Raw genomic sequence first — 26448 nt, forward strand, 5'->3', positions numbered from 1 at the left:
GTCAGGCTTGATCGTGCAGCAGCTTCCACAGCCGCTGCGGCGAGGCGGGCGTCTCGCGGCATTCGAGGCCAAGCGGTGCGAGGGCGTCGTTGATGGCGCACAGCAAGGCGGCCGGCGTCGTGTGGATGGCGCCCTCGCCGCAGCCCTTGGCGCCGAGCGGCGCGACCGGCGAGGGTGTGACCAGGTGGTCCTTCACCGTCATCGGCACCTCGTGGATGGTCGGCACGAGGTAATCGACAAAGGTGCTCACGAGGGGTTGGCACTGCGCGTCGTAGACATATTCCTCGTACAGCGCCGCGCCCACGCCCTGCGCGACGCCGCCCTGCAGCTGGCCTTCGACCGAGGCAGGATTGAGGCGCGTGCCGCAGTCGTCGACGATGTAGTAGCCGAGGATCTTCACCTGCCCGGTGTCGCGGTCGATCTCGACCTGTACGACGTGCGTGGCGGCGGCCGCGGTGAGGTAGCTGCGGCAGCGGCCCTGGTCGTCGGGCTGGTTGCGGTTGGGCGACACCCACACGAAGGTGGCCTCCGGGCAGGGTTCGACGCCAGGGGGCAGCAGATCGCTGCGCGAGAGCATGAGGCCGGCGACCTCCGCGATGCTCATGCCGTGCTCTGGCGCCTGCTTCATCCGCAGGCGGCCGTTGAACAGTTCGATCTGCTCGGGATCGGTGTGCATGACGTGTGCGACGACGCGGCAGAAGGTCTGGCGCAGCTTGTCGCAGGCGCCAAGGATGGCGCCGGTGACGGCGACTCCCAAGCGGCTGCCGCCCTGGCCGAAGTGGGGCAGCGCGACATCCGTGGAGGCGGTGGTGACCTTGACACTGTTCATGTCGACGCCGAGGTAGTCCGCGACGACCTGCGCGGCGACGGTGAATTGCCCCTGGCCCTGGAGGTTGAAGCCGACCGCAACAGTGACGTTGCCGAAGACATCGACGGCAACCTTGACCCCTTCGGGTACGCCGACGCCCGGCACGCCGACGGTAGCATAGGCATTCCAGTCGAAAACACCCGGTTCAACCGTACTGACGACGCCGATACCAACCAGCCGGCCTTCGGCGCGGGCCTGTGCCTGCGTTTCGCGCAGCGCGCGGTAGTCCGCAAGTTCGAGGACGCGGTCGAGCACCGCGGCGTAGTTGCCGCTGTCGTATTCGTTGCCGCTCGGCACGGTGTAGGGGAACTGCTCGGGGCGGATGTAGTTGCGGCGGCGCAGTTCGGCCGGGTCCAGCGCGAGTTCGCGGGCGGCCACGTCCATCAGCGATTCGAGGACGAGGTTGTGCGGCGGGGGGCCGTAGCCGCGGTAGGGATACGTGGGGGCCCGGTTGGTCGCGACGAGGGTGAGGTCGTAGAAGGCCGCCTCGATGCGGTAGTTGCCGGTGAAGGCGGCGAGCGGCTTGGCGGCGGAGATGGTGCCGTAGCCTTCGGCGCCCGCGCCCTGGTCGTCGACCAGGCGCACCTTGAAGCCGGTGACGGTGCCGTCGGCCTTCACGGCGAGGGCGGCGTCATAGTAGCGATCCCACGACTGTCCGCCGCCGGCGAGCAGGTACTCCATGCGGTCTTCGATGTATTTCACCGGGCGGCCGCCGCTCTTGCGCGACAGCAGCGCGGCGATGTCGGTGCCGCGCGGGCCGCCCTTGCCGCCGAAGCCGCCGCCCTGCGCGTGGCTCACGACCTTGACCTTGTTGGCGGGCAGCCGGAGCGAAGCCGCACGCCCGATCGCCATGAAGCGCGGCGTCTGGTAGGCCCCGCGGCAGATGAGGCTGTTGTCGGCGAGATCCCACTGGCAGATGCAACCGAAGGTCTCGGTGGGGTTGGCGCCGACGCGGTTCCAGCGGAATTGGCGGCTGACGATGCGGTCGGCCGCGGCGAAGACGCGGTCGACCTCGCCCCAGGTGTAGGTACGGCTCTGGATGACGTTCGTGCGGCGCTCCTCGAAGACGACCGGCGCGCCCGGGGCCATGGCCTCGTCGGGGTTCGCGACCGCGTCGAGCAGCGCGTAGTCGACCTGGATCAGTTCCAGGGCGTCTTCGGCGACGTAGCGGCTGCTGGCGGCCACGGCCACGACCGGCTCGCCGACGAAGCGCACCTTGCCGACGGCGAGGCAATAGTTGCCCCAGCCTTCGGGCGCGGTGAAACAGGGATCGCACCAGCGCGCGACGTCCTCGCCGGTGAGCACGGCCTCCACGCCCGGCAGCGCGAGCGCGGCACTCGCGTCGATGCGCGTGATGCGGGCGTGCGGATGCGGGCTGCGCAGGATGGCGCAATGGAGCATGCCGGGCAGGGACAGATTGTCGATGAACTCGACGGTGCCGGAGACGAGGGCGGGGTCTTCGATGCGATTGACGGTCTTGCCGATGAAGCGCGGGGCATCGGTCGGCAGGTCTTCGGTGCGGGTGGGAATGTCGAACGCCATGGGGATCTCCGAAGGCCGCTTCAGGCGGCGGAGGCCGACTGGAGGCGGCGCGCGGCGAGGCGCACCGAGTCGAGGATGCTCTGGTAGCCGGTGCAGCGGCACAGGTTGCCGCCGAGGGCTTCCTTGATCTCGTCGTCGCTCGGGTCGGGGTTCTCGCCGAGAAGTTCGAGCGTGGTCATCATGAAGCCGGGGGTGCAGAAGCCGCACTGCAGGCCGTGCGCCTCGACGAAGGCTTGCTGGATCGGATGCAGCTGGCCGGTTTCGCGGTTGCGCAGCCCTTCGACGGTGGTGATGTTGGCGCCGTCGGCCTGCACGGCAAGCGTGAGGCACGCACGTGCCGAACTGCCGTCGATCAGGATCGTGCACGCCCCGCAGATGCCGTGCTCACAACCGACATGGGTGCCGCCCAGGTGCAGCTCGTGGCGGATGAAGTCGGCCAGGGTGAGGCGGGCTTCGACCTCGCGCTCGTAGGGCTTGCCGTTGACGGTGAGACGGATGGTTTGCCGGGTGCTCATGGGAGTCCTCGTGCCGTGGATCAGGGTGTTCAGCGCGCGCGTGCGGCGGCTTCGGCCAGCGCCCGCTCGACCAGAGTGCCGACGAGGTGGCGCCGGTAATCGGCGGACGCGTGGATGCAGCTCATCGGATCGCCGAGCGAGGCGGCTGCAGTGGCGCCCGCGCGGGCGAAGCTTTCGCTGTTCGGGACGGCGCCGCGCAGTGAGTCTTCCGCTGCGGTCAGGCGAACGGCGGTCGCATCCACGCCGAAGGCGGCGATGCGCGCATCGGTGCAGCGGCCGGCTTCGAGGCGCAACGTGAGGGCAACGCCCGCGAGCGCGAGATCGCCATTGCGCCGCGTGATCTCCTGAATGGCCCAGCCGCTTCCGGTTGGAAGCACGGGCATGCGAACCTCGGTGAGGATTTCGCCCGCTTCGAGTGCGGTGGTCATGTAGGTGACGAAGAATTCGTCGGCCGGGATAACGCGTTCGCCGTCCGGGCCGGTCGCGACCATCTGCATGTCGAGGATGAGGGCGACGGCGGGGTACTCGGAGGCCGGGTCGGCGTGCGCGAAGGAGCCGCCGACCGAGCCGCGGTTGCGGATCTGCTGGTGGCCGACGAGGCGCGTCGCGGCATGGAAGAGGGGCTGCTTCTCGCGCACGAGCTCGGACAACTCGGCTGCGCGCTTGCTCGCCATGGCGCCGATCGCGATGTAGCCGTCCTGCAGGCGGATGGCGTCGAGGCCGGGCACGCGGCGGAGGTCGACCAACGCCTCCGGGCGCGCCACGCGCATCGCGAGCATCGGCATCAGGCTCTGACCGCCGGCGAGGATCTTGGCGTCGCAGCCTTCGTCATCGAGACGCGCAAGGAGCGCCACCGCTTCGGCGAGCGAGGTCGGGGCGTGGTAGTCGAACGGTGCCGGTTTCATGGCGCGGACCTCGGTGCGGGGTCAGGGGAGTCGGTTGGAGCGAATGTAGGCGGGCAGAAAAATGCCCGCATCACCAAGACGGGTTATTGCGAAGGGCCGGGAGCGGGCGTCGGGTTGCCGGCGGGCGCGGCGGCGATGGGCGTCTCCTGGCCGCCGCGGCACAGGCCGTCGCCGTGGCAGTGGCGCTCGACCTTGCGGCCGTGCTCGGCGAGGTAGTCGACGGTGACGTTGGGCAGCGTCTCGAGTTTCTCGACGATCTCGTAGTGGCGCTTGTATTGGGTGCTGCGCAGCAGCCACTTGCCGTCCACCTTCACGTAGCGGTCGTGGTAGAAGGCGGTGCCGGTGGTGTAGAGGCGCTCGCGCAGGTTGTAGAAGTTGTCGTGCAGGTACCAGGTGCCTTCGGCTTCCGTGGCGCTGACGAGGCGGATTTCGGGGTGGTGGCCGTTGTGCTGGGCGATCACTTCGCTGTTGAAGTTGTTGCCGATCGCTTCGAGGTACTGCTCGCGCCCGGCGAGCTTCCATTCGTAGCCGCCGCCGATGAAATGCACGGTGACCTCGGGGTGCATGATGCTGCGCAGGAGATCGAGGTCGGCGCTGTCGATGCCGCGGAAATAGGCGTGCTTGAGCAGGCGGATGTCCTCGATGTCCTTGAGGGCCTGCACCTCGGCGCGCAGGGCCGCGAGCTCCTCGGCTGCGCGGTCGGCTTTGGGCGGTGCGGCGGCGAAGGCCGGCGTGGAGAGAAGGAACGCGGCCAGGGCCGCTGCGGCGAGTCTGCTCATGTCAACTCCATGTCAAGGCGCCCGTGCGCGAGGCGGCGACGGGGTGTTTCGGGCTCGGGTTGGCCATGAATGCGATGGGGCCGGCGCAATCTTCGTTGTGCTCGGCCGGTACTTCTCAGATGCCGCGATACACCGGTTTGCGCTTTTCGAGGAAGGACTGCGTGCCTTCCTTCGCGTCGAGCGACGACGCGACGATGACGCCGGCGATGCCTTCGTAGTCGAGCACCTGTTCCAGCGTCGCGGTCTGGCCCATGTAGATCATGCGACGGGCCATGTCGACGGCGACGCTGGCGCGCTGGGCGAGGGTCTTCGCGTAGTCGAGGGCGGCCACCAAGCTCGTGCCTTCGGGCACCAGTTCGTCGATGAGGCCCATCGTCTTGCATTCCTCGGCGCGGAACGTGCGGCCGGTCTCGACCATCATCAGCGCGGTCGGCAGGCCGACGATGCGCGGCAGGAACCACGACAGGCCGCAGTCGGGCGCGACGCCGACGTTGGTGAAGATCGCGGACATCTTGAGCGTGGCGTCCGCGAAGCGCCGGTCGCAGACCATCGCATACGCGAGCCCCGCCCCCACGGCATGCCCGTGCAGCGCGGCGACGATGGGCTTGTCGACGGCGATCATCTGGCGCGTTGCGTCCATGAACGGTCCGCCCGGGGTCTTGCGCTGGGAACGCGGGATCGGGCGCGAGGCGTCCGAGGTGCCCGGCATCGGCCGGTCGCTGTCGCCGGAGATCCAGTCGACATCGCCTCCGGCGCAGAAGGCACGCCCCGCTCCGGTGAGCACGATCGCGCGCACCTCATCGACGTAGCGCCAGCGGTAGAAGACCGTCGCCAGCTCTTCGGCCAGCTCCCAGCTCAGTGCGTTGAGCTTGTCCGGGCGGTTGAGGGTGACGATCCCGACGTTGTCCTCGATGCGGGTCGTCAGGAAGCGGTAGGTGTCGGTCATGAAGAGTTTCCAAGGGACATTTTTGGGGCGGAGGTCGTGAAGAAATCGGGTCGCGCAGTAGATCTATTCGCCACCTCAGCGGAATTGCGGGATGATTACCTTGTCATACCATTCGATCCATTCGAGGCACTGCTCGAAGGTTTCGAGCTTCGGCGGCATCACCTGCACCGAGGTGGCGCCGGCCTTCTGCAGGGCCTCGATCTCGCGCAGCACGCTGTCGCGGTCGGCGGAGACGTGGGTCTCGCCCTGCTCGGCATGCGAGTAGTCCTCGACCTTGTAGGCGGTAGTGGTGACGAGGATCTCGAAGCGCTCGGCCTTCTCCGCGTAGGCGGGCAGGCTCTTCATGTAGGCGATGCAGCCCGGGAGGTCTTCGGCGGTGACGAGCCAGGGGATCCAGCCGTCGCCGTGCACGGCGGCGCGGCGCATCGCGGCCGGCGAGTTGCCGCCGATGAAGATCGGCGGGTGCGGTTTCTGCACCGGCTTGGGCTCGACGAGGATGTTGTCGAACTTGACGAAATCGCCGTGGAAGCTCGGGTGTTCCGAGGTCCACACTTCCTTCAGGGCCTTCAGGTATTCGTCGGTCATCGGCCCGCGTTGCTCGAAGGGGATGCCCAACGTTTCGAACTCGCGTTCCAGGTGTCCGACCGCGGTGCCCAGCGTGAAGCGCCCGCCGGCGAGGAATTCCATCGTGCCGATCTGCTTGGCGAGCACCAGCGGGTGGCGGTAGGGCAGCGCGAGGATGTAGGTGAGCATGTGGATGCGCTCGGTCGCCCCCATCAGCACCGCCGACGCCGCGATGCCTTCGGCGAAACGCGAGCCCATCACGTCCTTCATGTCCGTGGGCATCACGATGTGCTCGGGAATGGTGAGCCAGTCCCACGAGAGCTCGTCGGCCCGGCGCGCGTAGCGCAGGATCTCGGGGCCGCCCGCGCGGGGCTCCCACGGCGCCATCGCGGCAGGGTAGTTGTTGAGGGCGGGCGTGGCGAGGGCGAACTTCATGGCGTGTCTCCTGTGTTGCGGGCCGCGGGCGCGGGGAGCGCCGGCTCCTGTGCTTGTCAGTAGATGATCCGGTCGCGCACGAGGCGCTCGTAGTCGGCGTCGGGGATGCCCAGCAGGCCCCTGAACACGCGTTCGTTGTCGGCGCCGATGGCGGGCCCGGGGCGCACGTCCGGGCGGCTGCGGCTCGTCTTCACGTAGGCGCCGTAAATCGTTTCGTGGAAGCCCAGCGGGTGCGTGACTTCGATGAAGGTCTCGCGCGCGCGGAAATGCGGGTCGTCGAGGAGATCGCCGACGTTGAGCACCGGGCACGCCGCGACGCCGTGCTCCTGCAGGCGCGTTGCGAGCTCGCGGTCGTCGAAATCCCGCGTCCACAGCGCGATGTGCGCGTGCAGGCCGTCGATGTGGGCGAGGCGCGCCGGTAGCGTCGCGAAGTCAGCCGTGGCGGCCCATTCCGGGCTGCCCATCGCCGCCACCAGTCCCTGCCACTCCTCGTTCCGGCACACTGCGATGCTGATCCAGCGGTCGTCGCCGCGGCAGGGGAAGACACCGTGTGGCGCGGCGGCGGCGGTCGGATGCTCGTTGCTCTTCGGGCCGCCGCTGCGCCCGTTCAGCGCGTAGTCCATCCACGCCGGCGCAACCATCTGCATCACCGCCTCCTGCTGCGAGAAGTCGACGTGCTGGCCCTGGCCGGTATTGCGGCGATGGTTGAGCGCGGTGAGCACCGCGAAGGCGCCGAAGATGCCGGCGTAGGGATCGGAGAAGGCGTTCTCGACCGGGACGGGATCGCCGCCCTTGTAGCCGACGAGGCTGTCGAGCCCCGTCAGCGAGGTGAGGCTCAGGCCGTAGGTGCGTACATGCTCGAGCGGCCCGTAGAGGCCGGCGGCGGGCATCGAGAACAGGATGATGTCGGGTTTGGCTTCGCGCAGGCGCTCGTAGCCGAGGCCGATGCGTTCCATCACGCCGGGGCCGAAATTCTCGACCACGACGTCCGCCGTGGCGATGAGCCGCAGCGCCAGTTCCAGCGCCTCGGGCTCCTTGAGGTTGAGCGACACCGAGCCGTTGCCGGCCCAGCAGGCGTGGTTCGACAGGCTGCGGTTGGGGCCCGGAATGCCGTCGGCGAAGGGCGGCAGGTTGCGCGTCATGTCGACCCGCGCCGCGGATTCGATCTTCAGCACCTCGGCGCCGAGGAAGCCGAGGGTCTGCCCGACCACGGGGCCGGCCCAGACCCAGCCGAAATTGACGACGCGGACACCTTCAAGCGGCAGATGCTTGGCCATGTTCATTTTCCCCGATCAGATGACGCCACGCTGCGCGAGACCGCGCACGTCGCTCGTGGTGAGGCCCAGCTGTTCGCGATAGACCTCGCCGTTGTGCTGGCCGAGGAGCGGCGCGGGGCGTTCCGGCCCGCCGGGGCAGGCCGGGAGCTTGAACGGCGCGCCGAGGTTCTTCAGCCGCCCGAGCTGCGGGTGCTCCATGTCGACGAAGTAGTCGCGCGCCTTCAGGTGCGGCTGCGCGGCGGCCTCGGCGATCGTGAACACCGCGGTGACCGGGCAGCCCGCGGCCTGGCACTTCTCCATGAGCTCCATCTTGCCGTGCTGCATCGTCCATTCACGGATGAACTCGTAGATGACATCGGCGTTCTGCGCGCGCGAGTACATGTCCTGGAACATTTCCAGGCTGGCCCACTCCGGGTCGCCCATGACCTTGCGCAGTCCGTTCCATTGGCCGGGTTCGAGCGCCAGCATCCACACGTGGCCGTCGCGGCAGGGCAGGATCGTCGCCGGCGCACCGAGCGGCATGCCGACGCCGGTGCGCTTGTCGAAGCGGCCTTCCTGCGCGTAGCAGCCGATGTTCTGCCCGCCGACGAAGGCCGCGGCGATCGCCTCGGCGCACGAGACGTCGACCTGCTGGCCGCCGCCGGCCTGGTCGCGCCCATACACGGCGGCGAGTCCCCAGGCCGCGGCGGTGACGGCGCCGAAGTAGTCCGCCGAGAAGGTGCCATGCTCCAGCGGCATCTCGCCGGGCCGGCCGCAGTAGCGCGAGCTTGCGCCGGAGAGGTGGTAGGCGTTGAGGTCGTAGCCGTTCCACCCGCTGTAGGGGCCGCTCTGGCCGAAAGGCGTGATCGAGATCACCACCAGATCGGGATTCGTCGCCGCGAGCGTGGCGTAGTCGAGCCCCCACGCGCGCATGCGCTGCGGCAGGTTGTTCTCGATGAGCACGTCGCTGCGTTCCAGGAGATTCAGCAACAGGCGGCGCCCTTCCGGGTGGGCGACGTTGCAGGTGATGCCGCGCTTGTTGGTGTTGTGGAAGAAGTAGAGACCGCTCTTCTCCGGATGCGGCCGGTCGCCGGGGAAGGGGCCGGCGAGCCGCGCAGCGTCGCCTTCCGGCAGTTCGACCTTGACGACGTCGGCGCCGTAGTCGCTGAAGAGCTTCGCGCAGTACGGGGCGGAGACCATCTGGCCGAAGTCGATGACGCGGATGCCGGACAGGGCGCCGTGGGGGGCACCGAGTGGGGCGGCAGGGGAAGTTGGGGTCATGGGACCTCCGCTCGGTTCAGGGCAGGAACTTCAGCAACAGGTCGGGCGTGTGGGTGAAGTCGCGCACCGTTCCTTCGCTGCGGAAGGCGCGCTCGACGACGCCGGTGTTGTACGAGTAGCAGGCCCCTTGCGGCATCCCGTCGGAGATGCCCGGATGCTCGGCGACGGGCTCGAAGCTGTGGCGCCGGGCCCGGGCGACGAAATACGCACGCTGCAGGGCGACGGCCGCCTCGCGCGGCATTCCTTCGAAGGCCTGCGAGGCCCAGGCGTGGAAGCCGCGCATTACTGGGCGCCCGGCGAGTTCGGGGGGCGACATGAGGGTGTGCGGCGGGATTTCCGGCGGCTGGCTCGCGATCTCCCAGTCATGCACCGGCACGCCGTCGCAGGCGATGCGCGCGTGGATGACGCCTTCGCGTTCGTCGTCGACCGCCATGTCGTAAAGCCGGGCGCTCACGCCTTCGCCCCGGTGCGCGGCGCCGTGCGCGACGGCGAGGATCGCCATGTCGTGCATGTGCGTGCAGTTGTCGCCCGGTACGAGGCGGCTGCGCAGCGTCGCCTCGCCTTCGTCGAGCCGGTGGCCGACCGCGCGCTGCAGCGGCCGGATCGCCTCGGCGCAGGTGTTGAACGGGATGCGCAGCGGATCGACCTCGACGGTCGTGACGCGCTCGCCGTCGTGCCACAGGCGCAGGCGGAAGCCGTGGTTGCAGTCCTCCAGCTCCACCGCGACCTCGCTCGGCGCTGCGCGTACGCGGATGCGGCGGCGGAAGGTGCCGGTGCCGTACAGGGGATTCGGGCGGACCATGGCGTAGCCTCGTGCAGTCGGGAAGGGCGTCAGGCGCAGAAGGGGTCGGGAATCGTCCGCTCGCCCTCGCGGTCGAGAATGTCGGCGGCGATCAGCCCTTCCAGATAGCGCGAGTCCCACCAGTTCATCTGCAGCTGCTTGGCGCGGCGATAGAAGAGCTGGATGTCGTAATCGAGCGTGAAGCCGATGCCGCCATGCACCTGTTGGGCCATGTGCGTGACCTCGCGGAAGGCGCGGCACGCGAAGAGCTTGGCCATCGGTGCGAGGCGCTTCACGTCCTTGCCCGCGGCGTGTGCCCAGGCGGCTTCCTGCACGAGCACCTTGGCGCCATCGACCACGGCGCTGGCGTCGGCCATGTAGTGCGCGAGCGACTGGAAGGCGCCGATCGGCTTGCCGAACTGCTCGCGATCCTTGGAGTACTGGACGGTGATCTCGAGCGCGCGTTCGGCGCCGCCTGCGGCCCAGGCGGCGAGCAGGATGATGCCTTCGTACATGGCGGCTTCCCACGCCACCCAGCCACGGCGCTCGGCGCCGACATGCTTGTCAGCGGAGACGCGCACCTGATCGAAGTCCACACGGTACTGTGTGTCGGAGGCCATCGAGTGCTGCTGCGTCAGCGTGACGCCGGGCGCCTGCGTGTCGACCAGGAAGAGGTCGATCGCATCGGCCGCGTCAGATGTGCGTGCGAGCACCAGCAGCTGCTGCGCGGCGGCGGCGTGGAAGACGTGGCGCTTGGTGCCGGTGAGCACATAGTCGTCGCCGCGGCGCTCGGCCCGCAGCTGAACGCCCTCGGGCCCGAAGCCGCCGTCCGGTTCCAGCCAAGCCGGCACGACGATGGTCTCGCCCGCCGCGATCGCGCCGAGCAGGGCGCGGCGGTCGGCGGCCTCGCCGGCGTGACGGAGCACCCCAGCACTCATGATGGTGCTGGGAAAGTAGGGGCCGGGGGCTAGGTGGCGGCCGAGCTGTTCGTAGATGACGGCGCAGTCGAGCATGTTGAGGCCCATGCCGCCGTCTTCCTCGCGGATCGCCATGCCGAGCAGGCCGGTCTCGCGCATCTTCTCCCACAGGGCGTCAGGAATGCCCAGCGGGTCGTTTTCCATCTTGCGCACGACGTCCGTGCCGCTGTAGTCGGCACAGAGGTTATGGGTCATGTCGCGGAGCATGTTCTGCTCGTCGGTGAACTGCAGGTCCATGGGCAGCCTCTCGAAAAGTGGTCCGTCGCGCGCTGATGCCTCAGGGCATCCAGCGCTCGCCCTTGCGGGTCCAGGGGTTGTCGGTGGGGTCGCCGGGCACGGCGACGCGGGCATGGCCGGTGGTGCGCACTTCGCCGTCGACCGAGATCGTCAGATCCAGGTCGACCCAGTGGCAGCCGGCCGCATCGGTGGCGAGTTCGCGCACGACGCCGGCAAAGCACATCTCGTCGCCGGGGAAGACCGATTTCTTCATTTCGAAGCGCAGGCGGCCGAGGCGGCCCTTGGGGCCGGTCCAGTCGGTGATGTAGCGCTCGAACCACGCGGCGTTGTTCGGCGTGTTGATGAAGATGTTCTTCACGCCGTTGCGCTCGACGGCGAAATCCTTGTCGTGGTGCATCGGCCGCCAGTCGCGGCTGGCGAGTGCGCCGAGCACGATGGTGGTGGCGCTCACCGGGTGGCGCAGCGGGGGCAGCTGCTGGCCTGCCGTGATCTCGGCCGCGGTGATGCCGGGGAGGCTCCGGAATGTGGTCGTGCTCATTGTTCCGGCCTCCGATAGCCCAGCATGGTGTAGATCTCGGTGCCGACCCACTCGCCGCGCTGGTTGGTGGTCTCGACGTCGATTGTCCAGAAGCGCCCGAGGCCCAGCTTCGTCTGTTTGAGGGGGCCGATGGAGCGCACGATCTGGCAGGTGGTGAGCCGGTCGCCCGGGCGCACCGGTTCGCCGAACACGGCTACGTTGCTCGCGACCACCGCTTCGGGCAGATCGAGCAGCTCTTTGAGGTCGAAGTGGGTCTGCAGCGCCTTGCGCTCCCCGGTCGCGCCGGGGGCCCAGTGATGCGGGCGGAACCACACCGACATCATCGTCGGCGGCGCGATCGGCCCGCCGGTGACGGCCTCGGCGACGGCTGCATCCCAGAAGATCGGGTTCGCGTTCTGCACCGCGGCGCAGGTGTTGTAGACGTAGCCGATCTCGATCGGGAATTCGGTCTCTTCCTCGTACATCGCCGCGCCGATCATCTGCTGCACAGAGGCGGGCAGATCGGTGGCGCTGGGAGCGGGAGGTGCGTTCCGGATGTTCATTCGATGCACCCCGCGGTGCGCAGTTCGGCGATCTGGCGGGCGGGGAAACCCGCTTCGGCGAGGATCGCGTCAGTGTCGGTATGGCCCGCCGGGGCGACGTGATGCACCGGCTGATGGCGTTCGCAGCCGGCGAGCAGCGGCGCGAGCTGCTCGAAACGCCCGCGTTTCGGATGTTCGGCGGTCATGAAGAGGTCGCGCGTGCGGAACTGCGGATGCGCGACGACTTCCGGCACGCTCAGCACCGGCGCGACGCAGGTATCGGCGCCGGCCAGCAGCGACACCCATTCGTCGCGGCTGCGGGTCAGGAAGCGCGCCGCGAAGGCCGCGCGCATCGCGTCCTGCTGCGCGTCGTCGTACTGGTGGTCGGCGAAGGACTCGAGCTCCAGCAGGCGGCACAGGTTGCGGAAGAAATGGCCCTCGATCGCGCCCACCGCGAGATGCCCGCCGTCGCCCGTCGCATACACGCCGTACCACGCGTACTTGCCCGTGAGGACGCCGGAGCCGGGGCCGGTGTCCTCGCCGGTGGCGAGGTACTGGTCGAGATAGAGCGACATCAGGTTCAGCACGCCGTCGGTGATCGCCACGTCGAGGCAGGCGCCTTCGCCGGTGCGCTCGCGGCGCAGCAGTGCGGCGAGGATGGACTGCGCCGCGTGCATGCCGCCGCCTGCGCCGTCGGCCAGCGTCGCGCCGGGCAGGGCAGGGCGGCCTTCGGCATCGCGGCCGCTGCAGGCGAGAAAGCCCGACATCGCCAGATAGTTGAGGTCGTGCCCGACCCACTGCGCGCAGGGGCCGTCCTGGCCGTAGCCGCTGGTCGAGCAATAGACGATCTTCGGGTTGTGCGCGGCGAAATCCGTGTAGCCCACGCCCAGTCGGGCCGCAACGCCGGGGCGGTAGCTTTCGATCACGACATCGACGTGCGCGGCCAGGCGCATCAGCGTGTCGCGCCCCGCGTCGGATTTCAGATCGACGCGCATGCGGCGGGTGCCGCGACCCGCGCCGTAGGCGTGGAAGACGGGATCGACCTGCTTCGCGCCGTTTGCCGCGACCGGTGCGACCTTGATGATGCGCATGCCGAAGTCCGCCAGGATGCGCGAGGCGCGCGCCGCCGGTCCGACGCTTGCCAGATCGAGAACGGTGTAGCCGTCGAGGAAACTCATCGCCGCGGCCTCGTCAGAAGTTCTTCGGCAGGTCGAGCTTGCGCTTGGCGATGATGTTGCGCTGCACCTGCGAGGAGCCGCCGCCGATGGTGTCGATCACCGTGTAGGTGTAGCAGCTCTCGCCGCGGCCCTTGAGCGGGGCGTCCTCGGTATGCAATGCGAGCTGACCGCCGGGGCCGACGATGTCCATCGTCGCATCCGCGAGGCGGCGGGACAGCTCGGTCGCGTACAGTTTGTATTCGGAGGCCTCGACGGTGGGCGTCTTGTTGCTGTTGATCGCGGCATCGACGAACTTCACCCCCAGCACGCGCGCCACCTCGCATTCGGTCGCGAGTTCGGCGATCTTCTGGCGCACAACCGCGTCGTCCTTGAGTGCCTTGCCGTCGCGCTTGGCGGTCTTCACGTAGTCGGCCAGCACCTCCATGCGGCCGCGGATCGGCGCGAACGTGAACATGCTGAAGCGTTCGATATCCAGCGCTTCGGCGATGTACTGGAAACCCTTGTTGAGTTCGCCGACGCGGTAGTCGTCATGCACGAAGACGTTGTCGAAGAACACCGCGTTGGTGCGTTCGTTGCCCATCGTGTACATCGGGTGGATGGTCAGGCCGGGATCGTCCATGCGCACCAGGAACAGCGTGATGCCGTGGTGCTTGGGCGCATCCGGGTCGGTGCGCGCGCCCACCCAGTACCAGTCGGCGAAGTGCGCCGAGGTCGTGAACACCTTCTGTCCGTTGAGCACCCAGCCGTCACCCTTGCGCTCGGCCTTCAGCCGCATCGCGGCCGCATCCGAGCCGGCGGAGGGCTCCGAATAGCCGACGGCGAACTCGATCTTCGCGTCGAGGATCTGCGGCAGGAATTCGCGCTTGAGCTTTTCGGAGCCGACGTTGATCAGCGTCTTGCCAATGATGCCGACGCCCTTGCCGATCTGCGGCGCGCCCACCGAGGAGAGCTTTTCATTGAGCAGATACTCGAAGAAGCCTTCGCCTTCCTGCCCGCCGTATTCCTTCGGCCAGGTGATGCCGAGCCAGCCCTTTTCCGCGACCTTCTTCATGAAGGCGCGCCGCTCGGGCGTGTCGCACACCTGCGCCATGTTCTCGCGGGTGACGTCCATGACGTCCGGATCGTAATTGTCTGCGAGGAATTGGCCGACTTCGCGCAGGAATTCGCGTTCTTTTTCGGAAAACTCAAAATCCATCTTTGCCCCCGATTCAGGAATTGATTGATCCGCAGGCAATTCGGCAGTGGCCGGGATGCCCCGATTCGATGAACCGATTCTAGAGAGCGCTTCCCGGCGATGTTGCGCGGCGGCAGTTCCGAAGTGGACGCAGCGATGTCAGAAAAGGCCATGGCCGCCAAGCGCGTCCCGCCGCAGCCCATGCTGGTGACGCGAATCCCTTGCGGGGCGTGCCTTTCAGCCTGGCCGGAAATGAATTGGCAAAGTCCCCATCGGATTCGAAGCGGGGCGGTGCGGAAAAAGGCGCGCAATTAGACTGATTTGCAAAGCTCAGGTCCCGCGGCACGGGATCGAGCCGCCCGGGATCAATGGCCCATTGCGTAATCGGGCACTTATTTTTCGGCCGATTTTTCAATTCATCGTATTGAACAAGGAGTCCTCGCTATGGCCGTTGTGCTGTGTTCATGGGGTGATGCCATCGACGGCGGCACCGAAGAGGCGCTGACGCTCGCGCACAAACTGGCCGCTGCCACCGGCGCGCAATTGCGCTGGCTGGTGCTCGGCGGGGCCGCCGCGGCAGCGGTGGAGGTCGGCGCGCGCTACGGCGTCGATCGGCTCGACACGGTGCAGGGGCCCGGCGCCTCGGCTGGCGGGCCGGACGCGCTGGTGGCCACGCTGGCCGATTACTGCAACCAGACTGCGCCGCGCGCGGTGCTCTTCAATCAAGGGGCGGAGTCGCGCGTGATCGCGGCGCGCCTGGCGGGCCGACTGGGCGTGCCGGTGGTGGCCAACGTCTTCGACGTGGAACCGGCCGGCGGCGGGCTTCAGGTCACCGCCACGGCCTTCGGTGGCGACACGCATGCCGTGTACCAGGTTGCCGCTCCCCTCGCGGTGCTGTCGGTAAGCACGACCGCCATCGTGGCCGCTCCGGCGGTGGCACCCAGCACGGTCGCGCAGCACAGCGTCGCGCTCAACGGCGCAGCCGTGGCCGAGCGCTTCGCCGTGACAGCTGCGCCGCAGGTGGCCGAGGCGCGCCTAGAGGATGCGCAGGTCATCGTCTCGGGCGGGCGCGGGCTCGGCAGCAAGCAGAACTTCGAGCTGGTCAAGGACATGGCGGCCGCGCTGGGCGGTATGTGGGGCGGTTCGCGCGCCATCGTCGACGACGGCTGGATCGACTCGTCGCATCAGGTAGGACTCACCGGAAAGATCACGCGTCCGGCGCTGTACGTGGCGGTGGGCATCTCCGGCGCGAGCCAGCACATGGCGGGTTGCTCCGCGGCGAAGACCATCATCGCGATCAACAAGGATGCCGACGCGTCGATCTTCCGCTACGCGCACTTCGGCGTCGTCGGCGACTGCCTGGAGATCCTGCCGGAACTCATCAAGGCCGCGAAGGCATGACGGAGCGCAATGCGATGACCGATCTCAGCACGAATACCGCGCTGCGCGAACCCTGCGTTCCCGGCCTGTTCTCGGAAGACGAGGGCCCGCTCCTGCACGGCGCCCGCTGCATCACCTGCAGCACGCCGTACTTTCCGCGCGTGGCGCACTGCCGCAATCCGGCCTGCGCGGCATCGCACATCGTGTCCTGCACCTTCGGCGGCGAAGGGCGGTTGTGGAGCTATTCGGTCGCGGACTTCGCGCCGCCGCCCCCGCACCGTTACGACAAGCCCTTCGTTCCCTACGCGATCGGCGTCGTCGACCTCGATAGCGGCCTCCGGGTGGTCGGCCAGATGGTCGATCCCGTCGAGTCCATGCGCGTCGGTGCGCGCGTAAGCCTGGTGATTGAGCCCATCCACCACGACGAGGGCAAGGCCTTCACGTCGTGGAAATTCAAACTGCTTGATCGTTGATGTCGGGTTGAGCGCTGCACGATCACTCCCTCCCCCTTGAACGGGGAGGAACGATGTGCGCGAGCCAATTCCAATTAATTCGTTGCCGGTTTGATAACCGGTAAGGTGGGGAACCATGCAGGAAGTCGTCGTTCTGGGAGTGGGGATGCATCGCTTCGGCAAGACGGGCGATGCGATCGTGGGGGGAAAATCGGTCACCGAGCTGTGCCGCCACGCGGTGGACATGGCGATGAAGGACGCCGGCGTGTCGTGGCGGCAGGTTCAGGCCGTGTCGGCCGCGAGCTCGCGCTTCTCGGGCGGCAAAGGCTGGGGGCTCAACGGCAACGACGTCGTCGAGGACCTCGGCTGCACCGGCATCCCGGTCTACAACCTGTCCGCGGGCTGCGCCGCGGGCGGCAACGCCTTTAACGTCGGCTATTCGCTGGTCGCGGGCGGCATCCATGATCTGGTGCTGGTCGTCGGCGGCGAAGTGATGCCAAAGGGCATGATCCAGACCTCCGGCGTCGAGGACATCAACGACCCCGAGTACCTGCGCCAGCGCTGCGTCGGCATGCCGGGGCCGGCCTTCTGGGCGACGCTCGCCCGCCGCCGCATGTTCGACCACGGCACGACCGAGGAGCAGATGGCCCAGGTCACCGTGAAGGCGCGCAAGTGCTCCGAGAGCAATCCCTTCGCGCGTTTCCAGAAGGCCGTGTCGCTCGACGAGGTGCTCGCCTCGCCCTACGTCAGCAATCCCCTGCGACTGTTCGAGATCTGTCCCGTGTCGAACGGCGCCGCCGCGTCAGTGATCTGCTCGAAGGACATGGCCCGCCGCTTCACCTCGAAGCCGATCACGGTCGCCACCAGCACGGTCGCCACCATCGGCTTCGACGACGCGCTGCCGCGCAGCCTCGCCGGCCCAGTTCCGAACGGGCCCAGCTTCCACACCGAGGCCAAGGCGGCCGTCATGAAGGCCTTCGAACGCTCGGGTATCGGCCCGCGCGACATCGGCTTTACGGAGCTACAGGACAACACCTGCTACTACGAACTCGCCTTCCCCGAGGAGTGGGGCCTGTGCGAACCGGGCGAGGCGGAGCGCCTGCTCGAAGCCGGCGAGACGACGCCGACCGGGCGCATGCCGATCAACCCGTCCGGCGGCTTCGTGTCCTTCGGCGAGGCGACCACGGCGATGGGCGTGTTCCAGATCGCCGAGCTCACCTGGCAACTGCGCGGCCAGGCGGGCGGGCGGCAGGTGCCCGGTGCCAAGGTCGGCCTCGCGCAGACCAACGGGCTCGGCGGCAACGCCACCGCGGCCATCCTCAAGCGCTGATCCAACCGTCACCGGGGCTCCGACCATGGCCGCGATCTCTGCTCTCGACTATTCGATCCTGGCGCTGCTGCTCGGCGCCGCGCTCACGAGCGTTTTCCTTGGCCTCAAACGCCGCGCGGCGCTGATCGCAGCGGGGAAGGGGGGGCGAACGGGGCCGGCGGGCCCTCGACCTGGCGCGACCGCCTCAACCTGCGCGCCTTCGCCGAGCGCGGCCTGCTCACGTCGCGGCTGAAGAAGCGGCCCGTCGCGGGACTCGCGCACGGCCTGCTTTTCGGCGGCGCGCTGGTCGCGATCTTCGGCCACGCCGCGTTCGTGCTGAGCTTCGTCGGCGTGCCGGTGTATGAAGGACGGTTCGGCTTCCTGGTGATGGAGCTGGGACGCGAACTGGCCGGCATCCTGATGTTCGTCGGCGTCGCCTTCTTCCTCGTGCGCCGGCTGACGCGCCTCGAACGCCTCACGGCCGGGGGCGAGCGGAAGGGCTTCGTCGTCATGGAGCTGCTCTTCCTCGCGACCATCGCCGCGGGCTTCACCGCCGAGGCCTTCCGCCTCGCCGAACCCGCGTCGGCGAGCCGCGGTGAGTTCCTCGGACTGGCATTGGCCGGTGCCCTGCAGGGCTTCGATGTCGGCCTCCTCGCGGCCGGCGGCCACTTCGGATGGTGGCTGCATGGCCTGCTCGGCGTCGCTTTTATCGGCCTCATCGCCCACACGCCGCTCTCGCACATGCTGCTCGCGCCCGCCAACGCGGCGCTCGCGCGCCCACGCTCTGGCATCACGCTGGCGCCGATCGACTTCGACGCCGAACCCGAAGGCGATGCCGAGATCAGCTTCGGCGCCGCGAAGCTCGCGGATCTCGACCGCAAGAAGCTGCTCGATTTCTCCGCCTGCCTGTGGTGCGGGCGTTGCCAGGAAGTGTGCCCCGCGGCGCAGACCGGCAAGGCCCTGTCGCCCAAGAAGGTCATGACCACCTGCGCCACCTGGCTCGACGAGAAGCGCTTCGACGATCCGGGGCTGATCGATGCCGTCGGCCTGGAGGCGGTGTTCGACTGCACGACCTGCGCCGCCTGCGTCGAGGAGTGCCCCGCAAGCAACAGCCCGGCGGAAACCATCCTCGAATTCCGCCGCCACTTCGTCATGGATCGCTCCGAGATGCCCGACACGCTGGCGCTCGCCAACCGCAACCTCGAATCGCGCGGCCACCCCTTCGTCGGCACTGCCGCCAACCCCGACGACTGGCGCAAGGGGCTGGACGTGCCCTTCTTCGAGCCCGGCAAGACGGAGTATCTGCTGTGGATCGGCTGCTCGGTCGCCTACGAAGCGCGGGCGCAGGAAGTCGCCCGCGCAATGCTGCGTATCCTCGATGCCGCCGGCGTGTCCTACGGCATCCTCGAAGAGTCGCGCTGCACCGGCGACCCCGCCAAGATGGCCGGCGACGAGATGCAGTTCGTCGAAATCGCCCAAGCCAACATCGAGGATTTCCGCGAACGCAAGATCCAGAAAGTCATCACGATGTGCGCGCACTGTTTCAACAGCTTCGACCGCTACTACCCGGAGCTCGGCGCCGACTGGCAGACCATCCCGCACTCGGTGCTCATCGACCGCCTCATCGCCGAAGGCCGCCTGCAGGTCGTGCGCGACGAAGCCGAGAAGATCACCTTCCACGACCCGTGCTACCTCGCGCGCCACAACGACATCGTCGCCGAACCGCGCCGCGCCCTCGCGGCCGTCGGCCAGGTGATCGAAATGCCGCGCAACCGCAAGGAAAGCTTCTGCTGCGGCGCGGGCGGCGGCAACTACTGGGGCGGCAAGGGCGGCACCGCCCGCATCAACGACGTGCGCATGCAGGAGGCCATCGACACCGGCGCCGCAAAGGTGGCGACCTCGTGCTCGTTCTGCCTGCTGATGCTCACGTCGAGCGCCTCGAAGCACGGCGAGGCGAGGCGGGTGTTCGATGTTGCGGAACTGGTGGCGGCCGCGCTGCCTGCCTCAGAGACCGCCTGACGGGTCATATAGAAGTCTTGCCCAATTTTTGAGCGCGGCCCCGCACTCCAGCAGCCGCGCGCCCTTCGGGCGCTTCCCCGCAGCTTATCCACAGGCTCGCCCACAGAGATTGTGGAGGAAGGCGCGGTTCATCGGTTCCCCCGCGCCTTCCAAACGAAGGCGCGTCTGCACATACTTCAGGACACTACCGGCGGCCGGATTTCGGCCACTCGAGCCGTTCACTGGACAGCATCTATGAGTCGGCAATGCGACGATTAGCCGCCGTTGCTCCTCAACTCGCTTCGAACGCCTAGGGCAGGCGAACAATCGAGCTTCTGTCGCCTGATGGCAGGCGACGAGGTATCCTTTTGGAATGGTTACAAATTCTGCCAGCTCTCCAGAGGGCACTCATCCAGAAGTCAGCGCGCACAGTCCTGCCGCAGCCAACCCTGAACTTACCGGAGGGGCAGGTTTCACGTTCGAGGATGCAGTTGCTGCTGTCTATATAGTTGCCCTACTGAGTGAGTCGACAGCGCCGGGGCTGCCAAACCGGCAGGTGAGGCACGTATCCGTCCAACGGGGTGCGCTGGCTCACCCGCTTGATGACCTGATCGTGGAAGCACAAGGCGCCGACGCGATTCGAATGCGTCTGAGCCTGCAAGTGAAACGCAGCTTGGTGGTAAGTCGCGCGACCAGCAACACTGACTTCAGAGATACCGTCCTGCGAGCCTACGTCACCGTCACGGGGTCGCAGTTCGACCCAGATGCAGACCGAGTTGGCGTGGTCACCGGTGAGATTTCTGACGCAGGTAAGCGCAACTTCGAGACATTGTGCGAGTGGGCTCGCTCGGAAAGCAGCGCGGCCGGGTTGGTAGAAAAGCTTCGAGCGAACGGAGTCGCTGGACAGAAACAGGCCTATTTCGATGATGTTCGCAGCATTTTGTCGTGTGTCGTCGAGGAGCAATCTCTCGATGAGGCGACTTGGTCGCTCTTATCGCACTTTGTACTTATGCGATTTGAGATGCTGCACGAGGGGTCAGTAACGGAAGCGACCACAGTGGCCAGCCTGGCGACCTGTCTTGCGCCAACCGAGCTGCCGAGGGCTGACGACTTGTGGCGGCGAATTCTTGCGTTGGTGCGGGTGGCAGAGGGTCATGCGGCCTCCTTTGACCGAAAGACGCTTATTGCCAGGCTCAACGGTGCAGTGAGACTCAAGGGAGCAGCGTCCATGCAGGGCGCGCTGACTGCTTTGGGGACCGAAGCGCGATTGGCCGTCGCGGAGATTGGCAACACCATTGACGGTTTCGCGGTCCCCAGAGAACTGCTTATCCAGAAGACCTACGAAGCGCTGGAGGAATGTCGATTCGTCCAGATTAGTGGCTTGCCGGGGACTGGGAAATCGGCCGTTCTGCGAACGCTGGTACATGAGTCGTCGGGGAAGGGTACCGCGCTATTTCTGAAAGCTGACCGGCTCACCGGCTCGACGTGGGTTCAGTACGCCATGAGCACTGGGATTGGCGGGGCTGACCTTGAGGACGTGCTTGTCGAGGTAATGGCTGTTGGGATTTCCACTGTGTTCATCGATGGCTTAGACCGCGTTGAGGTGCGGCATCGAGGCGTCGTGCTGGACGTGATCAACACCATGCTGGACTCCCCGCTACTCAGCAGTATGCGGATGCTCGTAACGGTCAGGGACTCCGGTATGGAGCCACTGAGGACGTGGCTACCGGCACGCCTTTTTGCCGCCGGCGCGAAGACGGTAGAGGTCGCTGAACTCGACGATCAGGAAGCCAGGGCCCTCGCAGCCCAAAGGCCTGCCCTTGCCGACCTCTTGTTTGGGCCTGCCCAAGTCAGAGCGATTGTGCGACGTCCCTTCTTCGCAAGCGTGCTGACAAAGCGGTACGCCAATGAAACGACCGTCCCCAGGTCCGAAGTTGAGCTGGCGACCGCTTGGTGGAGCGGCGGCGGCTATGGAGCGGAGGCAGCGCGAGCCGGCCAGCGGCGCAGCGCGCTGGTCGAGCTAGCGCGCTCCGGCGCTACGGCACTGGGCCGGCGCATTCCGTCGCTGAACCTTGACCCTCAAGCGCTCGCCGAACTCGAGGCAGATGGAATCATCCGCGAAGTCCGAGTAGGGCAAACCGTTCGATTTGCTCATGACATTTACTTTGAGTGGGCCTTTTTGCAGCTTCTGGTGTCTGAGGGGCCGCAATGGCTCGGGGTCATTCGTCAGGTTGGAGAACCACCGGTTCTCGGGCGAGTGGTCGAATTGTTGTCGCAGGCCGAACTGAAGGAGGGGCAGGATTGGCAAGCACACTTGGCGCAACTCGAGGCGGCTGGCTACGTGAGGTCGCAGTGGTTGCGGGCTTGGATGCTCGGCCCCTTCGGGTTGCCGGACTTTGATAATTACGAGACGACCTACAACGAGGCGATGCTTGCGACCGGTTCCAAGCGGGTATCGAAGCTTGTTGTCTGGTATCAGGCTGAGAAGACAAAGCCGAACCCGCTGGCACTGGATGCTGATCGGTTTCCCGACATCGAACTGGCCCAGCGTCTGCGCTTCGCGGACGCGCTCGCTTTGCCATCCGACATTGCCCAGTGGCGACGCTTATGCTCTTGGCTCGTCAGACACATCGAACAGATCCCGGTCGCGACGCGTCCCGAGATGCTCTCCGTCTTCGAGGTCTGGCAAAACGTGGCAACCGACGTGGAAAACCCGGTGTCGACGCTCATCCTGGCTCTGGTGAAGACATGGTTGGTCGACATTGAAGCCCGATTCCATTCGCACAAGTTTCCTCGGGATCACGGCGAATGGGATGAGCTTGAGGATGGCGTTGCAGAGGAGTTGGAGTCTCGTCTGCGCTCAACGCTATTGCGCGCGGGCAGAGCCTATCCAGCACAGGTCAAGGACTATTTAGCCGCCCTGCGGTCAACCGAGCGCGTGCCACGCGGAGCTGGCAAGGAGGTGATCGACTACTCGCCCGTCCTCAGTGATGCGTGCGCCCACGAGCTGGTCGACTTCGTCCTGCACTTCATGATTCGTCCGTTGCCCGAAGAGCAAAGACGGCGGTCACAAGGAACGCGCTACGGATACAGCCCACACAGCCATGACTGGCAGTCCTTGTCCATTGACGACCAGCACGCCTACTTCCCCTGCGCCCCCACTCGCCAGCCATTCCCGTCACTCTTTGCTGCGGCACCGGACGAGGCGCGTCGCCTAGTACGCGAGCTGGCCAATCACGCCACGACTGCTTGGCGACAGCTTCAGCAGCTTGACCGGGAGCGCAGGGCAAGACCGCTACCCCTGACGCTTACCTTCCCGTGGGGCGAGCAGACATTCTGGGGCGCATCGCAACAGTTCCTCTGGTCGCGAGGCATCTGGGGCTCGCACGCTGTCGGATCTGGGTTAATGGCGCTTGAGGATTGGGCCTTTCGAGAGATTGAGAGTGGTCGTTCAGTCGACGAAGTGCTCAGGTCCGTGCTAGAAGGGCACGTCTCAGTGGGCGCGCTGGGGGTGGCCTGCGCAGTGACCGTTGAGACCCAGCACCGCTCAGAGGTGACGTTGCCGCTGCTGACGAGCCAGCGCCTCTGGAAATGGGACATCGAGCGCAATGTCCAAGACATGGGCAGTCACTCGAGCAATCTCATCGGCTTCCAGCCACACGATCGCATTCACCACAAAGCGGTTGTGCTTTCGAACAAGCGGAAGTGTCGAAAGCAGGAGATTCGGTGGCTCGGCTCCATATGTGTCCTGTTTGGCGGTGACTTGGCGGAGAAGGCCTCAAAGGCAATAGCCGCCTTTGCTTCGAACCTTCCCTTCGACTACGAGGAAGAGCGCGAGGACGAGGGCTGCGTTGAGTACCTGCGGCGAACTGCGGAGATTTGGGCCGAGATCGGTAAGCGCGAGAACTATCGCGCGGCGCCGGCGCAGGACGGCTCAGGTGTCGTCATCGAAATGGAGAACCCGAAGGCGCAAGGTGCGGACATCGAGGAGATCAAACAGCGCCAAGTCACGATGGAGGAGAACCTCCGGCTCCTGAACTGGACACATGACAGCTTCGAAAAGGGGGGGATTTCTGACCGACTTACTGTGGCGGACGCGCTTCGCGATGCGAGGCGACTGGATTCGCCAGAACTGTTCGACGAGGTGCACCGGCACGTTGATCCTAGCGGTCAGCGGCAGGCGGCTGTCGCGGGAGTAGCTGCAGTCGCTATTCGATTCGGCCACTCGACCCCGACGGACGATCTCGGGTGGGCAGCAGACGTGTGTTCGCGGGCCTGGCTGACGTGCGAGGCTCCAGACGACCTCTTCTTCCGTGGCTCCGCGTTGCTGCACCACCCAGTGCTTTTCGCCTGCCGCGGCTTAGCTGGACTACTTCAGCACGAAGCCTTTCGGCAGCAGTCGCTGGAGGCACTGATCCAGCTGACGGCGCATCCGTACGATCAAGTCGTGACCGAGGCTCTGGCCGGCATGTTGGCAGCCTGGAGCCATGCGCCAGCTATTGCTTGGACGGCGCTTCGGTTGGCGAACTCGCTTGCTGTTATTGAGCGCTATCCGTACGACATCACGCCAGCTGATCGCAAAGAACGTGAACGCGCGCACGTGATCAGGGCCGTCGAGGCCACTTTGGCGCAATGCGCGGACCTGGAGATGCAGGTGGCACCCATGCCTGAACTGCCTCCTGCATGGGTCGAAAACTCAAAAGGCCCGCAGATTGTTAGAGGCAAGCGAGGCAGGGATGTGGTGGTCGAGTGGGCGCATCCTACGAATGATCTACATGCCGACTTTCTCGCGAAAATTCTCCCGAGCATTCCGGTCGCCTCGGCAATGCAAGACGGAATGCGACGTGAGATGTTTCTCTCGTGGTGCGATGAACTGGTAGCGTGGACTGTCGAGCGACTATGCCCTGCTTGGTCGCGCGGCAAGCCAGATGCCTTTGAAGCTGATGCACTAGAGCTTTTCGATTGGCGCCGCGAGCTCTACCGCTTTTTCGCTCGGGTGACTTTGCATCTTGATCCTGCCGAAGGCGTGACACGCTTCTTTGAGCCGGCGGCCGCAGCTGACGACGAGACGTTTGCGTCGTTGGTTCAGAGCTTCGTCACGCATTTGGCCTGCAATGTAATGGACGAGCCAACCTTTCCTATGCGTCCGCTCGCGGTGCTCCAGGCGACTGTTCCGCGACTTCTGTCACATCAAAGCTGGAAGCATCTAGCGAGACACGGGGTGTCGACCAGCGATACAGACCTTGTCGAGATGGTTCGGTCGCTGTTCTTTGTCAGCGTCGATGGCGCGATGGGCGCAAAGCGGTTTGCCAATCACGATTGGCGCGACGTTGCGGTGATCTTTCCGTTAATTGAGCCATTCTTGGAGACGCATGGTCGCATCCCTACAGTCACAACGGCCTTTTTGACGTTGTGCGAGCGTGCCATCGAAACATATCCGGTAGAGCGCTTTGTCAAGCACCTTCACATGGTGCTGCCGAATTCTGAGGGGCTTCCGGCCGGTTGGCGAGCCACAACGATCGTGGCCCGGCTATCTGGCTTGATTCAACGGTTCTCGGAGAAGACGCAGCCGCTGCCGTTGTTAGCCGCCCGGGAGTTACTCGTTGCTCTGGATGTTTTGGTGGACAGGGGCGACCGGAGGGCGGCTGCCATTCAAACAAGTGAGGTTTTCAAGGATATTAGGATAAGCGTCGCCACGGGCCGATGAGTTCAAGCATATGGCCACTGCTCGTCTCACAGACAAGTAAATTATGCGGTGGCGGATTCATTCGTGCTCGGCCAGTCTTGCCTAAAGCATCAGTTATCTCGCGTTTAGACTGTTGGATACGGGTCGATTTCTTATGCCGGAGGTATCGAGAGGCGGCTGCACCGTATACGTTTTGTTCTGTGCGTCTGACTTCGGTCATTACGCATGATGTTCTCCGATCAGTTCCCTACTGCGGATTTCGATCCAGCGAGTGGACATGAATTATTCTGTTCGTTCCCAGACGGTGTCATCCAGCCGAAACCATATGAAGAAGCGTCGTCTCCATTAAGAATCCAGAGATATCTAAAATGCATGCATTTCGATCAGATCGACCAGCCGGCCTTCAGTATGCAGGTCTACCAGGAGTTTCCAAAAGCTGTTTGGATGCTGTGCGGCGTTTTGTTCAATTCGGAGATCGAATTGAAAGGGTAAAGGTATTGACTGCCGGCCAAACGCATTGCCTGCTGCTAGAGTTGGAGTCCGTTGAAACAGTTGCCATAAAGTCTGGTTTTGCGTCCGGTTATCCTGGCGAAGGGCCAAGAACGTTTGCTGATGTACTTTGGCTCCTGGATGTCCACGGTGCAGATATTGAGGAATACGAGGTTCCCAACGATTTAACCGAAAGGTTAGATGCGTCTGCTTTGACACTGCAGGACCTAGAGTGTCTTAAGGCGTTGCTGCCTATCCGTCCTATGCGGTGGCATGACTACATCTACGACAAGTACGGAGACAGCCTGAACCAGCATCAGGTTTGGAAGAAATTCCCAGCAGTCATGCCATGGGCTCTTATCGAGCCGCGTCTTCTCGATTTAGCGATACGATTTTTCGACGACCCGGACCGTTGCATTTTGACGGGCTTCCGCCGTCTCGAGGATGTGATAAGAAAAAGGCTTTCCTCAGACGAGCATAGCACCCGACTTTTCTCGTTAGCCTTCAATATGGCCTGCTCCCGATTCTCCGGACACATTGCATGGCAACATGTGTCTAGGAGGAATCGATGCGAACAAGAAGGAAGTTCTCGGACGAGTTCAAGCGCGAGGCGGTGCGTTTGGCAACGCAGCCGGGT

At 65.7% G+C, this 26448-nt stretch carries 21 protein-coding genes; 6 read left to right on the top strand and 15 right to left on the bottom strand.

What is annotated here, in order from left to right:
* Position 1: 1 nt before the first annotated feature.
* The 14 genes from GO615_RS20655 to GO615_RS20720 all read right to left on the bottom strand — a co-directional run bounded on the left by GO615_RS20655 (position 2) and on the right by GO615_RS20720 (position 14518).
* Entirely contained in the window at positions 2 to 2410 is a 2409-nt protein-coding gene (locus tag GO615_RS20655; protein WP_169131561.1) for a xanthine dehydrogenase family protein molybdopterin-binding subunit, read from the bottom strand.
* Positions 2411 to 2430: 20 nt separating this feature from the next.
* Positions 2431 to 2925 carry a (2Fe-2S)-binding protein gene (locus GO615_RS20660; RefSeq protein WP_169131563.1) on the bottom strand — a complete coding sequence of 165 codons (495 nt, stop codon included), beginning with the start codon at positions 2923 to 2925 and terminating at the stop codon, positions 2431 to 2433.
* Positions 2926 to 2954: 29 nt separating this feature from the next.
* Positions 2955 to 3830, bottom strand: coding sequence for an FAD binding domain-containing protein (locus GO615_RS20665; RefSeq protein ID WP_169131565.1), 876 nt, complete (start codon positions 3828 to 3830; stop codon positions 2955 to 2957).
* An 83-nt stretch (positions 3831 to 3913) separates the two neighbouring features.
* Complete coding sequence (locus tag GO615_RS20670) at positions 3914 to 4609, bottom strand: nuclear transport factor 2 family protein (RefSeq protein ID WP_169131567.1); 696 nt, start codon at positions 4607 to 4609, stop codon at positions 3914 to 3916.
* Between the two features lie 115 nt (positions 4610 to 4724).
* Positions 4725 to 5555, bottom strand: a complete 831-nt coding sequence (locus tag GO615_RS20675; RefSeq protein ID WP_169131569.1) for an enoyl-CoA hydratase/isomerase family protein — start codon at positions 5553 to 5555, stop codon at positions 4725 to 4727.
* A 75-nt stretch (positions 5556 to 5630) separates the two neighbouring features.
* Positions 5631 to 6554: a TIGR03619 family F420-dependent LLM class oxidoreductase gene (locus tag GO615_RS20680; protein WP_169131571.1), complete on the bottom strand. Its 924-nt coding sequence runs from the start codon at positions 6552 to 6554 to the stop codon at positions 5631 to 5633.
* A 56-nt stretch (positions 6555 to 6610) separates the two neighbouring features.
* Complete coding sequence (locus tag GO615_RS20685) at positions 6611 to 7831, bottom strand: CaiB/BaiF CoA transferase family protein (RefSeq protein WP_169131572.1); 1221 nt, start codon at positions 7829 to 7831, stop codon at positions 6611 to 6613.
* 15 nt (positions 7832 to 7846) lie between these two features.
* Complete coding sequence (locus tag GO615_RS20690) at positions 7847 to 9091, bottom strand: CaiB/BaiF CoA transferase family protein (RefSeq protein ID WP_169131574.1); 1245 nt, start codon at positions 9089 to 9091, stop codon at positions 7847 to 7849.
* Positions 9092 to 9107: 16 nt separating this feature from the next.
* Complete coding sequence (locus tag GO615_RS20695; protein ID WP_169131576.1) at positions 9108 to 9893, bottom strand: DUF2889 domain-containing protein; 786 nt, start codon at positions 9891 to 9893, stop codon at positions 9108 to 9110.
* Positions 9894 to 9922: 29 nt separating this feature from the next.
* Entirely contained in the window at positions 9923 to 11086 is a 1164-nt protein-coding gene (locus GO615_RS20700; RefSeq protein ID WP_169131578.1) for an acyl-CoA dehydrogenase family protein, read from the bottom strand.
* A 40-nt stretch (positions 11087 to 11126) separates the two neighbouring features.
* Positions 11127 to 11624: a hotdog family protein gene (locus tag GO615_RS20705; RefSeq protein WP_169131580.1), complete on the bottom strand. Its 498-nt coding sequence runs from the start codon at positions 11622 to 11624 to the stop codon at positions 11127 to 11129.
* Complete coding sequence (locus GO615_RS20710; protein WP_169131581.1) at positions 11621 to 12166, bottom strand: MaoC family dehydratase; 546 nt, start codon at positions 12164 to 12166, stop codon at positions 11621 to 11623. Before GO615_RS20710 ends, GO615_RS20705 begins: the two co-directional genes overlap by 4 nt.
* Complete coding sequence (locus tag GO615_RS20715) at positions 12163 to 13323, bottom strand: CaiB/BaiF CoA transferase family protein (protein ID WP_169131583.1); 1161 nt, start codon at positions 13321 to 13323, stop codon at positions 12163 to 12165. The genes GO615_RS20710 and GO615_RS20715 overlap by 4 nt, the downstream gene beginning before the upstream one ends.
* A gap of 13 nt (positions 13324 to 13336) precedes the next feature.
* On the bottom strand, positions 13337 to 14518 hold the full coding sequence (locus GO615_RS20720; protein WP_169131585.1) for an acyl-CoA dehydrogenase family protein: 1182 nt from the start codon (positions 14516 to 14518) through the stop codon (positions 13337 to 13339).
* A 423-nt stretch (positions 14519 to 14941) separates the two neighbouring features.
* Here GO615_RS20720 and GO615_RS20725 point away from each other — a divergent pair, with 423 nt between their 5' ends.
* The 3 genes from GO615_RS20725 to GO615_RS20735 all read left to right on the top strand — a co-directional run bounded on the left by GO615_RS20725 (position 14942) and on the right by GO615_RS20735 (position 17659).
* A complete protein-coding gene (locus GO615_RS20725) occupies positions 14942 to 15898 on the top strand; it encodes an electron transfer flavoprotein subunit alpha/FixB family protein (RefSeq protein ID WP_169131587.1) in 957 nt (318 codons plus the stop codon).
* Positions 15899 to 15912: 14 nt separating this feature from the next.
* Positions 15913 to 16350, top strand: a complete 438-nt coding sequence (locus GO615_RS20730) for a Zn-ribbon domain-containing OB-fold protein (protein WP_169131590.1) — start codon at positions 15913 to 15915, stop codon at positions 16348 to 16350.
* Positions 16351 to 16465: 115 nt separating this feature from the next.
* Positions 16466 to 17659: a thiolase C-terminal domain-containing protein gene (locus tag GO615_RS20735; RefSeq protein WP_169131592.1), complete on the top strand. Its 1194-nt coding sequence runs from the start codon at positions 16466 to 16468 to the stop codon at positions 17657 to 17659.
* 48 nt (positions 17660 to 17707) lie between these two features.
* Here the strand turns inward: GO615_RS20735 and GO615_RS20740 are convergent, their stop codons facing one another.
* Positions 17708 to 17962 (bottom strand): hypothetical protein, encoded by a 255-nt coding sequence (locus tag GO615_RS20740; RefSeq protein ID WP_169131594.1) that lies wholly within the window; start codon positions 17960 to 17962, stop codon positions 17708 to 17710.
* A gap of 9 nt (positions 17963 to 17971) precedes the next feature.
* Here GO615_RS20740 and GO615_RS20745 point away from each other — a divergent pair, with 9 nt between their 5' ends.
* The 3 genes from GO615_RS20745 to GO615_RS29540 all read left to right on the top strand — a co-directional run.
* On the top strand, positions 17972 to 19657 hold the full coding sequence (locus GO615_RS20745) for a heterodisulfide reductase-related iron-sulfur binding cluster (RefSeq protein ID WP_169131596.1): 1686 nt from the start codon (positions 17972 to 17974) through the stop codon (positions 19655 to 19657).
* 622 nt (positions 19658 to 20279) lie between these two features.
* Entirely contained in the window at positions 20280 to 25343 is a 5064-nt protein-coding gene (locus GO615_RS20750) for an NACHT domain-containing protein (RefSeq protein WP_169131598.1), read from the top strand.
* Positions 25344 to 26379: 1036 nt separating this feature from the next.
* Positions 26380 to 26448 (top strand): transposase (locus tag GO615_RS29540; RefSeq protein ID WP_169131142.1); only part of this gene is annotated, 69 nt, incomplete at its 3' end.

The sequence above is a fragment of the Aromatoleum evansii genome, from assembly GCF_012910805.1.
Classification (GTDB): domain Bacteria; phylum Pseudomonadota; class Gammaproteobacteria; order Burkholderiales; family Rhodocyclaceae; genus Aromatoleum; species Aromatoleum evansii.